This window comes from Mesorhizobium sp. M1338, from assembly GCF_040318045.1.
Lineage (GTDB): Bacteria > Pseudomonadota > Alphaproteobacteria > Rhizobiales > Rhizobiaceae > Mesorhizobium.
Map to the genome: position 1 here is coordinate 1 of NZ_JAMYLL010000090.1, position 11,009 is coordinate 11,009.

The window sequence follows — 11,009 nt, forward strand, 5'->3', positions numbered from 1 at the left end:
GGCATGGATTTCTAAGAAGTCCATAAAGCTCGCCCATGAATCCAAGTTGCTCAAGCCCGCAAGCGGGCTTGAGTGGCGGCATGGACTTCTAATCCACGCTTCCATCAGCTTTCAGCTACGGAAAGGGCGGCAGAGATGCCGCCCTTTTTGTTTGGGGCGACCTCGGTCGCCGCGCCTCTGTCGGTCGTCAGACGGCGGCATCCGCGCGTTGCCCAACGGCTCGGCGCTCCGCCGAAACGGCCGAAATCATACGTGCCTTCAACGACGTGTTTCAGCGCCACGACCCGTCGCCGCTAGACGGACTGGTGGCGGAAGACTGCGTGATCGAGAACACCACGCTGGCGCCGGACGGTGCCCGCCACGCCGGCAAGGCCGCCTGTGTCGAATTGTGATCGGCGATCGCGACGGACTCGGCACGCGCTTCGACCTCGAAGAGACCTTCGTCGCTGGCGACCGGGCGACGATCCGCTGGCGCTACCGCATGGCGGACGGCAACTCGCTGCGCGGCGTCAATTTGATGCGTGTCGCGGGCGGCCGCATCGTCGAGGGGTAGCGCCAGCCGATCCCTGACCGGTTTCTACCGGTCGGCCAGCGCCAGCTTTGCGCCGAGCATGACGAAGGCGCCGGCGAAGCTTCGGCGCATCCAGGTCAGCACCATTGGCCGTGACACGACATGGCTGCGGATCGAAGCGGCGAAGATGCCGTAGCCGACGAAAACCACGAAGGTCAAAAGCATGAAGACCGAGCTGAGCTCCAGCATCCTCGACAGCGCGTTGGGCTCGGTGGTGCTGACGAATTGCGGCAGGAAGGCGAAGAAGAAGATCGACAGTTTCGGATTGAGCACGTTGACGAGGATGCCGGTGGCAATCACCTTGCGTGCGGAGCGCGGCGTCACATCCTGTTCGACGCTCAGGCCACCCTTTTCCTTCAGCGTGTTCCAGGCCATGTAGAGCAAATAGGCGACGCCGAGATATTTCAGCGTCTCGAAAGCCATCGCGCTGGTGTGCAGCAGCGCCGCAAGGCCGGTGATGGCGGCGGCCATATGCGGGATGATGCCGAGCGTGCAGCCGAAGGCGGCGATGATCGAGGCCCGCGCGCCGCGCGACAGGCCGGCGCTCAGCGTGTAGAGAACGCCGGTGCCAGGCGAAGCCACGACGATCAGCGACGTCAATAGAAATTCGATGCTCACGATGGTTTCCTCCGGCGCCCTGCCCGCCGGGAAGGTATCGGGCCGGACAGTGGCGCACAAGACGGGGAGAGAATGTGATCTCCCTCTTATGGGTAGGGCAATCGCTTATGGGAGGCCGAGGCCTCGCTCTACGAGTACCCCCACCCCTAAGGGGGGAGGGAGACTTCCGTAGGCGCTAACATCGGCAAACTGCCGACGTTTCGACGCCAAAGGAATTGGAGAAGAGCGCGCGGCAGCATTCCCTCCTCCTTGTGGGGAGGGCTAGGGTGGGGGTCCTCTTCGCAAGAATCCACATGCGATTGCCCTGCCAATGTGGGGGAGATTGGCAGCTACACCTGCAATCCGTGTGCCCGGCGCGCCATCAGGCAATCGTCGTCGCCAGGCATGCAGGCGCGGCAGACATCCGGGCGGAGTTCATAGATGCCGCAAGCGGTCGACTTGCCGATCTCGCCGCACAGCGCCGAGCAGCGCACGCCCTCGCAGCGCATGCCGGACAGATTGGCCGCCACATATTTTTCTGGGATGCGGTCGAGCTGCGCGTCGTCCTCGGTGGAAAAGCGCGGCCACTCGGCCGAATAGGAACAGCAGGCGCCGCAGCTCTGGCAGTCGAAGGGAGCAGCGGCACTGCGTTGCGACGACAAAAGGCTTGCGGCGGCCACCAGGGCAGACAGCCCCGGCGCGGCAGGATCGCGATCGGCGTCTTGCGGCAAGGCGCTATTTCTTCTTTGTCTTGCCCTTGGGCGAATCCGCCGGCGACTTGAAGAGATCGGTCGCGGTCTCGGCGGCCCCATCGCCTTTCGGCGCGGCAACCGGCTTGGCCGGCTTCGCGGCGGCGGCCGGGGCTGCCGGCTGGTCCTTGGTGGAGAATTTTATGGCCATGTCAGTCCTCGTCGACGAAGCGCGATGATGGTGCGCGTGGATTGCGCAGGCGGCCGATCAGCGCCGAAACCGCCGTGATGTTCATTTCCTCGGGCGACCAGTTTCTGACTTCCGCGATGTGGTGCACTGCGAGCTCGCGATGCGTGCTGCCGCTGTAGGCGGCGTCCTGATGGGTCACGCGCTCATGGGTCTTGGCGTCTTCGCGGACATATTCGATCAGGTAGTTCGGGCATTCGGCGCGACCGCGCACACCGAGCCGCACCTGGGCATCGCCATGGGCGCGTTTGCAGCGCTCCAGCTTTTCCAGCACCCGGCGCACATATTCGACCGGCTTATTGAGGCCTTCGACCACGTCGGCGATGGTCGAGTCGGCGGCGATCAGTTTCGGAGGCACGCGCTTGGTAGCCATCAGCGTCTTCCGGCCCGTTTCGGCAAAGCGGCGAGCGCCGCGGCCGCTGCCATCTCATCAGCCTCCTTCTCCAGGCGCAATTCGCGCAGGCGCGCGGTCTTGGCTTCCCGCGCCTCGCTGACGGCATCGCGCTCGGAATTGATGCGGTTGAGCGACATCGACTGGGTTTGCGTCTTGCTGAACAAGGACACGGCCTGTTCGACTGTCTTCGAATGAGCGGTCAAAATCTTTCTCCTGTCAGGAGCCTGTGCCGATGGAGCGAGACCGGTTCTTCGATCAGGACCATGCACGAAGCAATACGGCAGCGGATTCAAATTGCTGGAGCGTCCCTTAGCACGTCCAGGCCGGCGCGCAGCGCATTTTCGGCGGCAAAACGCGCAAAATGAAAAAGGCCAGGCACCGCCTGACCTTCATGAGAGCGCCGCGCAACCAGGTGACATCCAAAAGGATGCACGGGGATGCACGGAACGCCCTTCTCATGCGCATGGCATGCCGTGGAAACTCAGGTCTCCGCGGCCATGCGCCCGAATTCGCTACTCACCGGTGCCAGTACATCCGTGGTCACCGGGAGAGCTGAATTCTTTTTTCAGGCCGCCTTCAACTGGTCGGCGGACATCTTGCCCGACTTGTTGTCGCGGACCATCTCGTAGCCGAGCTTCTGGCCCTCGACGATGTCGCGCATACCGGCGCGCTCTACGGCCGAGATGTGGACAAAAACGTCGGCAGAGCCGTCGTCAGGCTGAATAAAACCAAAACCTTTGGTGGCGTTGAACCATTTAACTGTGCCGGTGCTCATGACGAACCCTTTCCATGGCAAATATTCGTTCGACGCCATGCGGATGCACAACGTCGTTTGTCCCGATTTTTGATGTGGGAAGTTCGTCAAAGGCGCGCTCGAAAGCGCGGATAACAAAAGTCAGTCAAACAAATATCGACGAGGTGCTTGTAGACTTCTTTTGGGGTCGTGTCAATTTCTGGTTTTCCTCTCACCAAGATTCGATGCAAACGCTGTCTGGCAAGGGTCCATTCGCCCGCGGATCCGGCACGGAAACCAAGGCGCCCCCTGTTCCCTCAAAAAATAGCAGCCTTCGGGGAACCAATTTCGCGCCCGTGCATTTAAGAGTGTCAGCAGTTTCAGAGAGCGATCTCAGGGACGCTGACACACAGGACGCCTCCCGTACAATAAAACGTGCGAGGGGCGTTCTTGTATGGAGAACCGGCTGACCGGCATCCTCCCCGGCGGCGCCGAGCCGCGGCTTCCAGCCGGACCTTGCCGGCGACATCACGCGGATGCGACAGTCTCCTAGTCTTCGAAACACACTCCGGCAACCAGACCAGGGAAGAAGCTCATTCGTCCGGGCCGGGTTCCGGCCATGTCTCCTTTGCCGCTTCCGCATACCAATGGCGCATCGCCGGGGTGGCAAGAACGGCGTCGACATAGTCTCGCGTATCCGGCGCAAGCGTGCCGCCATAGGTGTCGAAGCGGGTGACGACCGGCGCATACATGGCGTCGGCCGCGGTGAAATGGCCGAACAGGAAGGGACCGCCCTTGCCGTATTGTTCCCGGCACTCGCGCCAGATCGTCTCTATGCGCTCGCGCTGTAGTTCGCCCTCGGCGTCGAGCGGCTTGTGGCCCTTCGGCCTGCGCAAATTCATCGGCCAGCCATAGCGGACCTCGCGAAAACCGGAATGCATCTCGGTCGCCACCGAGCGCGCCAGCGCGCGGGCGTCGATGTCGGCCGGCCAGAGTTTTTTCTCGGGAAACAGGTCAGCCAGGTATTCAAGGATGGCAAGGGTTTCCCAGATGATTTTGCCATTGTGATTCAAGACGGGCACCTGGCCGGTCGGCGACACTTTCGCCAGATTGGCAAAGGTCTCCGGCGTGCGCAGCCGCACGAAACCCTCCTCGAACGGGATCTCCAGATGCCTCATCGCCACCCATGGGCGCAGCGACCATGAGGAAAAGCATTTGTTGCCGATGAAGAGTGTGAATTCAGCCATTTTTCTCCCCGCACGCACGATCACCTGCAATCCTTTGGTCGGCGCTTGGTCACAGCCTAGCTCGCCAACCTTGCCTCGGGGAGGCTAAAGCACGACCTGATCCGCCGCCCGGGCGACGCCTGGAACCTAACCGACGGCGGCTCGTTAGCCTCCCGCGGATGAATTCCTCCGAATTCAAAACTCCCAGGAGATGCGGGGAAGGCGGCCGCGAGGGCCGTCTTTTTCATGTGCTCCAGCCCTTGCTGAAAGCATTGGTGAAGGCGACCTCGCCATGATCACCGGTCGCCTCGCCCAGCACCACGTCCATGCCGTCGCTGGTCACCCTGGCCAGCGCGAAACCTCCCATAAAGGCAGCCTTCGGCTTGAACAGATCGAGCCCATCCCTGCGATAGATCAGCGGCGTGTCGTGCTGGTGGCCATGGAAAATGCCGACGACATTGTAGCCCTTGAGCGCCGCCAGCAGCGCCTGCCGGTCGGCCTCGCTCCACCAATGCGGCGCGCCAGCGCCGTCATCATCGTAGCGCCTTTTGGCGGCATCCCAGCGTTCTATCGAGAAAGTGTCCCAGCCATAGTGCTGGAACAGGATGACCGGACGACCGTCCGCCGCATAGGTCGCCAGATCCTGCTTCAGCCATGGCAGGCTGCTCTCGGCACCGTGGCCGGTGTCGCCGGCGAAACGATGCGTTTGGATCAGTTGCAGGCCGCCCCAGTCCCAGGAATAGCAGTCGGTATCGATATCATAGTCGGTAGCCGGCACCGGCGGCTTGAAAAACACGCCGGCGCGATGATTGACCTCGACATAATCGCGCAATTCGCGCCGGTACCAGTCGACATGGCGCGAAGGCCCGTTCTGGTCGAGATCATGATTGCCGAGCCCGACATAGACCGGCATGTGGACGCGATCGGGGCCGACGCCCTGCTGGTAGCGCTGGCTGAACTGGAGCAGTTGGGTGCCCTCGCTGGGCTGGGTGATCTGGCCGCCGCCGTCGTCGGTGATGTCCCCGCCGACGACGAGGCCGAGCGGCGTGCCGATGCGGCGGGCCGCCGAGCGCAGGCCGGTGGCGACGCCGTTGATCTCGGCCGGCCAGTCCTTGTCGACGAGACCGTTGAGCACGGCCACGTTGCGCAGCAGCGCCGCGTCGGTCTTGCCTTCCTGCAGGCAGTTGGGGCTCAAGCCGCTCGCCATGCGGCAGGCATGGACATCGGCGATGAACAGGAAAGTGGCGTCGATGGACTGGACGCGCTGGCCGGTCTGGCTGAATGCCGGGCGCGACAAGGCGCCGGCCGCGGCAAATCCTGCTGCCCGCGCCAAAAAGCTGCGACGGGAAACCAATCCAGGCGAACGGCGATTCATCATGAGGTGAATTTCAGCATGGCGAGCGGCCGGCCGTCCAGCGCCTCTCCTTGCCACCATCCATCGGCTATAGGACGATCAAGCCACTGGCGCGGTAGCTAGAGCCGGAGCGCCAAGTCAAAGCGGCGCGTTGATATCTCCCTGTCGCTGCGACATCAAACGGTTCTCGGTCGCAGCAGCACCCTGCGGCGTCGCCTGGCTGCCAGTCCGCCCTGCGATGACGACAGCGCGCTCCGCTCCAGTCCCGCCAAGCAATCCCGCAGCACGCTCGCATCCTGCGCCGTCTTGGCCATCGACATCGCCCCGGAATAGGCGGCGACCGCCAGCGCGGCGAAGCGCTCGGGATCCGTGCCCTCATCTCTGCCCGCCTGCTGATCGGCTCGCACCTTGTCCGAAATCGCCCGCCGCCAACCGGCAAAAATACCAGCAAGGGCAATCCGGAAATCGGGATCGGCGAGCGACAGTTCGTGCGCCAGATTGTTGAGCGGGCAGCCGCGCACGAAACCCTGCTGCTCCAGTTCCGCCGCCACGGCCTCGAACACCGCGCGCACGCCTTCGCGCACCGACGCAGCCGCCAGCACCGGCGCGATCCATGTCTGTTCGACCGCTGCCGCCACACGCTCGTCGATCACCGCCAGCGCCAGCGCCTTCTTGGTCGGGAAATGGTGATGCAGCGCGCCGCCGCTGACGCCCGCCGCCGCCATCAGATCGCCGAGGCTGGAGGCGTGATAGCCGCGCGCCTGGAACGCGACCTCGGCGACATCGAGCACTTTCTTGCGCATGCCGTCAGGGTCGTTGATGCGTTTTCGTGGGCGCTGTTTTGATCGAACGTTCATCTCTGCTGACATTGCCGAACTCTAGCATATTGACAAAACAGGACAACCGGTCTGTTTATAAACAGGATGATCACCCTGTTTTTGAGAAGAGTTGGATGAGCATGCTACTGAATGCCGAGCCGAAGCCCGCGGTGCTCGCCTCGCCTGTCGTCGAATTGAGGCAGTACACGCTGAAGCCCGGCCGGCGCGATACGCTCATCGACATCTTCGACGGCAGGCTGATCGAGGGCCAGGAGGACGCCGGCATGACCATCATCGGCCAGTTCCGGGATCTCGATCGCCCGGACATGTTCGTCTGGATGCGCGGCTTCGACGGCATGGACGCGCGCAAAAATGCTCTCGCAGCTTTCTATGGCGGTCCGGTCTGGGCGGCGCACAGCCATGCGGCCAACGAGACAATGATCGATTCCGACGACGTGCTGCTGCTCAAGCCCGCGTGGCCGGGCGCCGGCTTCGACCTATCGGGTGCGCGGCGGCCAAGTCTGGCCGTTGACGAAAAGTCCATTCGAAACAAGCCGCCGACCGGCATCGTTGTCATCCAGATTCATCATCTGCGGCCCGGCACAGAGGTTGATTTCGCCGAGCGCTTCGGGGCCGAAATAGCGCCGCTGATGACGGCACAAGGCGCACGCCTGCTCGCTGCTTTCGTCACCGAGCATGCCGAAAACAGTTTTCCACGGCTGCCGGTACGGGCTGATGAAAACGTCTTCATCAGCGTCATGGGATTTGACAGCGTCGAGGCGCATGCCCGCCACAGAGCCGCCCTCGCTGCCTCGCCGGCGTGGCAGGCCGCACAGTTCGGCCTGACCAAACCAACGGAGACATTGCGGCTGTCGCCCACCTCGCGATCGCTGGTCGGGCATTAGACTTCAAACGCTTCGATGATGGCGTTCGCGACAAGGGCTGGATCTTCCCAATGCGGGTTGTGGCCGCAAGTCTCGGCCCGGACGAAGGCGGCTTCTGGGAGCGCGCGCAGCAATGCCTGCTGGTGCGCCTCGCCGAACAGCGGGTCGCACGCACCGGCGACGATCAGCGTCCGGGCCTGCACGGCTTGCGCCGCATCAGTCAGATCGGCGCGGCGGATTTCCTCAAGGATCGCGCGCCAGCGAAATGACGGCATCGTGGAGGCGTCTTTCGCCAGGCCGGCGAGAAAGGCCGGGGGCACGCCGGGCCGGCAGGCATGCCACCAGGCATAGAACGGATCGGCCGGCGATATCGGGTCGCGCAAGGCCTGGACGCCGGCGACCAGCGGATGATCCGGCGCGAAATCGGGCTTCAACGTGCCGGCCAGGACCACCAGCCCGCCGATGAGTTCCTTGTGTCGCCCAGCCAATGCGATAGCCACCATGGCGCCCAGCGAATGGCCGACGACGACCGGCCGGTCGAGCCGTAAACTCTGGATCAGCGCGGCAATATCGCCGGCAAAATCGGCGATGCCGTAGCTCTTGCCCGCTTGCGAGGCGCCATGGCCGCGCAGATCCGGCATGATCAGCCGGCGGCCGGCCAGATGCGGCGCAAGAAGCGAAAAGCCGCGGCTGGTGTCGGTGAAGCCGTGCACCAACAGCAGCGCCGGCTCGGTGCCTGATATCTCGACATAGGCGATGTCAAGATCGCCGACAGTGACGAATTGTTTGCGGCCAGCCCAGGCGTCCTGGTCCGGCAAAGCATCCAGCACCGCCGACCTCACAGGCCGAGCTTTTCCTTGACGGCGGCAAGGCCAGGTTGGCCGTCGAAGGTGGTGACGCCGGCGAGCCAGGCATCGAGGCGGTTCTTGTTGAGCGCAATCGCCTTCAGCGCCCCGTCCTCCGGCTTCATGCCGTCATTGATCAGATAGCCCATGCCGACATTCTCGAAATCGATATCGAAGACGAGATTCCCGAGGAATTGTGCGACGTTCGGGCATTGCTGCGGATAGCCCTTGCGCACCTGCGTCGTCACCGTCGCGGCGCCGAAATTCGGGCCGAAGAACTTGTCGCCGCCGGTCAGATATTTGAAATCGTACATCGTGTTCATCGGGTGCGGCGCCCAGCCCTGGAAGACGATGAACTGCTTCTCCTTGATCTCGTAGCCGACCTCGGAAAGCATGCCGGCTTCGCTCGGCTCGACCACCTGCCAGCCATCCAGGCCAAAGGCCGGATCGGCGATGGCGTCCATCATCAATTGATTGGAGCCGGGCTCGATGCCGTACATTTTCTTGCCGAACTTGTCGGCGAACTTGTGCAGGTCGGAGATGTCCTTGACGCCTGCGTCCCAGACATAGGTCGGCACGGCGAATGTGTATTTGGCGCCTTCCAGGTTGACGCGCACATTCTCGACTGAACCGTCCTTCTTGTAGGGCTCATAATAGGTGACCATCGCCGGGTCCCAGTACCCCAGGAACAGGTCGAGATCCCTGTTCTTCATACCCTCGTAAATGACGTTGATGCCAAGAACCTGGCTTTGCGGCTGATAGCCGAGCGCCTCCAGCAGGACATTGGCTACCCCCGTGGTGAAGGCAAGGTCGTTCCAGCCGGGCTCGGCCATGCGGACCGTCCTGCATTGCTCGGCCTCGGCCGCCTGGGCCGCATGAGAGGCCAACGCCAAAGCGGCAAGACAGACGCCATTTGCAAGGATGCGGAACATTTCGGTTCTCCTCATTGTCATCAAATTGACCAATTGGTCTTTTTATTGTCCCATGGGTCAATTCTTGATCTGAGCGGGCGAAAATGTCAACGTGGATTCTCAATGCATGGACCGAACCCGTGAAACTCAAGCGTCTCAGTGAGATACGCCGCAAGGAACTGCGGCAGGCCGCCTTCGCGGTGCTGGAGCGCGAAGGCATTGCCGGCGCCACCCTGGAAAAGGTGGCGGCCCAGGCCGGAGCCTCCAAGGGGATCGTGCTGCACTATTTCCGCAACAAGCAGGAATTGTTCGAGCACGCGATGCGCGAGGCCAACGCCGTCCTGTGCCAGGCGGTGATCGCGCGGCTTCGCCGGGCGAATACGCCGATGGAGCGCATGGATGCGGTGATCGAGGGCAATTTCGAGGAGCATCTGTTCCAGCCTCCTCTCTGCCACGCTTGGCTTTCGCTCTGCGCCGAGGTGCCGCGCGACGAGAAGATGGCGCGTATCCAGCGGGTGATCCACGCACGCATGCGCTCGAATCTCTTGTCGGGCCTGCGTGGCTTCGCCTCGCCCACGGATGCCGACGACATCGCGCTTGGCGTCACTGCGCTGATCGACGGGCTTTGGCTGCGGCTCGGCCTGCAGCCGGGCAGCGTCTCGCGCGAACAGGCGGTCCGCCAAGTCAAGAATTATGTCGCGGGGCGGCTGGCCCTGCGGGAGCTTGCGACCGTCGGCGCGTAAACCGGTCCGGCTGGCCTACCGGTCGCCAGCGGTCGAAGTTCATACCGTGGGATAGGCTAACGGCTTGACCGCAGCCGCCAATGTACGGTGCTCTCGGTGAGGCAGAAATCCCTCGGAGCGTCCAATGAGACTTCACAACAAGCGCGCGCTGGTCACAGGCGGGTCGGACGGTATCGGCCTGGCGATCGCCGAGGCCTTTTCGCGCGAGGGAGCGGACGTCCTGATCGTCGGCCGTGACACCAAAAAGCTCGACGCCGCCCGCAACCACCTCGGCGGCATCGTCGAGACTCTGTCGGCCGACCTCGCCACCTCGGCCGGCATCGCGGCCATCGTCGAGCATGTGAAAAAATCCGGCCGGCCTGTCGATACCCTCGTCAACAATGCCGGGGTGGCTTTCCTGGTGCCCTTCGAAACTGTCAGCGAAGAGCAGTTCCAGCAATCCTTCGCGCTCAACGTGGGGGCGGTGTTCTTCCTCACCCAGGGCCTGCTGCCGCATCTGGCGGCCGGCGCATCGGTGATCAACATCTCGTCCTACTTCGCCAACAAGATGATCCCGAAGCGACCGTCGAGCCTCTATTCCCTGTCGAAAGGCGCGTTGAACTCGCTGACCAAATCGCTGGCCTTCGAACTTGGGCCGCGCAACATCCGCGTCAACGCCATCGCGCCCGGCACGGTGGACACAGCCATGCGACGCAAGACAGTCGACAATTTGCCGGCCGAGGCGAAGGCGGAACTGAAGGCCTATGTCGAGCGCAGCTATCCGCTCGGCAGAATCGGCCGCCCCGACGATCTGGCCGGCATCGCGGTCTATCTGGCAAGCGACGAGGCGGCCTGGACCAGCGGTGGTATCTTCTCCATCGACGGTGGGTATACGGCGGGGTGAGAGGAAGAGCCCTTGCCTTCTCCCCTTGTGGGCTAGCGTGCGCACACATTTGCTTCGGGTTGATTTTGCGAGGCGAGAACGAAGCCGTCTGTGATGGCGTTGAAGCGTCTGAGG

The 11,009-nt window shown here is 63.0% G+C and carries 16 protein-coding genes; 5 read left to right on the forward strand and 11 right to left on the reverse strand.

Annotated elements, in window-relative coordinates:
• Positions 1 to 266 precede the first annotated feature (266 nt).
• A complete protein-coding gene (locus NKH19_RS33710; RefSeq protein ID WP_502911097.1) occupies positions 267 to 392 on the forward strand; it encodes a hypothetical protein in 126 nt (41 codons plus the stop codon).
• Positions 389 to 553 carry a nuclear transport factor 2 family protein gene (locus tag NKH19_RS33715; RefSeq protein ID WP_502911098.1) on the forward strand — a complete coding sequence of 55 codons (165 nt, stop codon included), beginning with the start codon at positions 389 to 391 and terminating at the stop codon, positions 551 to 553. Before NKH19_RS33710 ends, NKH19_RS33715 begins: the two co-directional genes overlap by 4 nt.
• A 24-nt stretch (positions 554 to 577) precedes the next feature.
• Here the strand turns inward: NKH19_RS33715 and NKH19_RS32235 are convergent, their stop codons facing one another.
• The 9 genes from NKH19_RS32235 to NKH19_RS32275 all read right to left on the reverse strand — a co-directional run bounded on the left by NKH19_RS32235 (position 578) and on the right by NKH19_RS32275 (position 6,668).
• Complete coding sequence (locus NKH19_RS32235) at positions 578 to 1,189, reverse strand: LysE family translocator (protein ID WP_352873864.1); 612 nt, start codon at positions 1,187 to 1,189, stop codon at positions 578 to 580.
• Between the two features lie 329 nt (positions 1,190 to 1,518).
• On the reverse strand, positions 1,519 to 1,899 hold the full coding sequence (locus NKH19_RS32240; RefSeq protein ID WP_352873862.1) for a YkgJ family cysteine cluster protein: 381 nt from the start codon (positions 1,897 to 1,899) through the stop codon (positions 1,519 to 1,521).
• Between the two features lie 4 nt (positions 1,900 to 1,903).
• Positions 1,904 to 2,068 (reverse strand): hypothetical protein, encoded by a 165-nt coding sequence (locus NKH19_RS32245; RefSeq protein ID WP_352873860.1) that lies wholly within the window; start codon positions 2,066 to 2,068, stop codon positions 1,904 to 1,906.
• A 1-nt stretch (position 2,069) separates the two neighbouring features.
• Entirely contained in the window at positions 2,070 to 2,477 is a 408-nt protein-coding gene (locus tag NKH19_RS32250) for a hypothetical protein (protein ID WP_056593642.1), read from the reverse strand.
• Positions 2,477 to 2,701: a hypothetical protein gene (locus NKH19_RS32255; protein ID WP_352873859.1), complete on the reverse strand. Its 225-nt coding sequence runs from the start codon at positions 2,699 to 2,701 to the stop codon at positions 2,477 to 2,479. Before NKH19_RS32255 ends, NKH19_RS32250 begins: the two co-directional genes overlap by 1 nt.
• 362 nt (positions 2,702 to 3,063) lie before the next feature.
• A complete protein-coding gene (locus NKH19_RS32260) occupies positions 3,064 to 3,273 on the reverse strand; it encodes a cold-shock protein (RefSeq protein ID WP_010915421.1) in 210 nt (69 codons plus the stop codon).
• A 551-nt stretch (positions 3,274 to 3,824) separates the two neighbouring features.
• Complete coding sequence (locus NKH19_RS32265; RefSeq protein WP_352873858.1) at positions 3,825 to 4,478, reverse strand: glutathione S-transferase family protein; 654 nt, start codon at positions 4,476 to 4,478, stop codon at positions 3,825 to 3,827.
• A gap of 223 nt (positions 4,479 to 4,701) precedes the next feature.
• On the reverse strand, positions 4,702 to 5,835 hold the full coding sequence (locus NKH19_RS32270) for a metallophosphoesterase (RefSeq protein ID WP_352873857.1): 1,134 nt from the start codon (positions 5,833 to 5,835) through the stop codon (positions 4,702 to 4,704).
• A 152-nt stretch (positions 5,836 to 5,987) separates the two neighbouring features.
• The gene (locus NKH19_RS32275; RefSeq protein WP_352873856.1) at positions 5,988 to 6,668 is read right to left on the reverse strand and encodes a TetR/AcrR family transcriptional regulator; all 681 of its coding nucleotides are present in this window, start codon (positions 6,666 to 6,668) and stop codon (positions 5,988 to 5,990) included.
• Positions 6,669 to 6,763: 95 nt separating this feature from the next.
• Between NKH19_RS32275 and NKH19_RS32280 the strand changes: the two genes are divergently transcribed.
• Entirely contained in the window at positions 6,764 to 7,534 is a 771-nt protein-coding gene (locus NKH19_RS32280; RefSeq protein ID WP_352873854.1) for an NIPSNAP family protein, read from the forward strand.
• Here NKH19_RS32280 and NKH19_RS32285 read toward each other — a convergent pair.
• Positions 7,531 to 8,355: an alpha/beta fold hydrolase gene (locus NKH19_RS32285; RefSeq protein WP_352873852.1), complete on the reverse strand. Its 825-nt coding sequence runs from the start codon at positions 8,353 to 8,355 to the stop codon at positions 7,531 to 7,533. The genes NKH19_RS32280 and NKH19_RS32285 overlap by 4 nt on opposite strands.
• On the reverse strand, positions 8,352 to 9,290 hold the full coding sequence (choX, locus tag NKH19_RS32290; RefSeq protein ID WP_352983751.1) for a choline ABC transporter substrate-binding protein: 939 nt from the start codon (positions 9,288 to 9,290) through the stop codon (positions 8,352 to 8,354). The genes NKH19_RS32285 and choX overlap by 4 nt, the downstream gene beginning before the upstream one ends.
• Before the next feature lie 83 nt (positions 9,291 to 9,373).
• Between choX and betI the strand changes: the two genes are divergently transcribed.
• Both betI and NKH19_RS32300 read left to right on the forward strand, forming a co-directional pair.
• Positions 9,374 to 10,012, forward strand: a complete 639-nt coding sequence (gene betI, locus NKH19_RS32295; RefSeq protein WP_352873849.1) for a choline-binding transcriptional repressor BetI — start codon at positions 9,374 to 9,376, stop codon at positions 10,010 to 10,012.
• Positions 10,013 to 10,136: 124 nt separating this feature from the next.
• Positions 10,137 to 10,895, forward strand: coding sequence for an SDR family NAD(P)-dependent oxidoreductase (locus tag NKH19_RS32300; protein ID WP_352873847.1), 759 nt, complete (start codon positions 10,137 to 10,139; stop codon positions 10,893 to 10,895).
• The last annotated feature ends 114 nt before the right edge of the window (positions 10,896 to 11,009 follow it).

Bases quoted from the DNA above. Each gene is read 5' to 3' on its own strand.
- NKH19_RS32300 (WP_352873847.1), top strand. From the start codon at position 10,137: ATGAGACTTCACAACAAGCGCGCGCTGGTCACAGGCGGGTCGGACGGT.
- choX (WP_352983751.1), bottom strand. From the start codon at position 9,290: ATGTTCCGCATCCTTGCAAATGGCGTCTGTCTTGCCGCTTTGGCGTTG.
- NKH19_RS32265 (WP_352873858.1), bottom strand. From the start codon at position 4,478: ATGGCTGAATTCACACTCTTCATCGGCAACAAATGCTTTTCCTCATGG.
- NKH19_RS32250 (WP_056593642.1), bottom strand. From the start codon at position 2,477: ATGGCTACCAAGCGCGTGCCTCCGAAACTGATCGCCGCCGACTCGACC.
- NKH19_RS32260 (WP_010915421.1), bottom strand. From the start codon at position 3,273: ATGAGCACCGGCACAGTTAAATGGTTCAACGCCACCAAAGGTTTTGGT.
- NKH19_RS32275 (WP_352873856.1), bottom strand. From the start codon at position 6,668: ATGAACGTTCGATCAAAACAGCGCCCACGAAAACGCATCAACGACCCT.
- betI (WP_352873849.1), top strand. From the start codon at position 9,374: ATGTCAACGTGGATTCTCAATGCATGGACCGAACCCGTGAAACTCAAG.
- NKH19_RS32245 (WP_352873860.1), bottom strand. From the start codon at position 2,068: ATGGCCATAAAATTCTCCACCAAGGACCAGCCGGCAGCCCCGGCCGCC.
- NKH19_RS32270 (WP_352873857.1), bottom strand. From the start codon at position 5,835: ATGATGAATCGCCGTTCGCCTGGATTGGTTTCCCGTCGCAGCTTTTTG.
- NKH19_RS32280 (WP_352873854.1), top strand. From the start codon at position 6,764: ATGAGCATGCTACTGAATGCCGAGCCGAAGCCCGCGGTGCTCGCCTCG.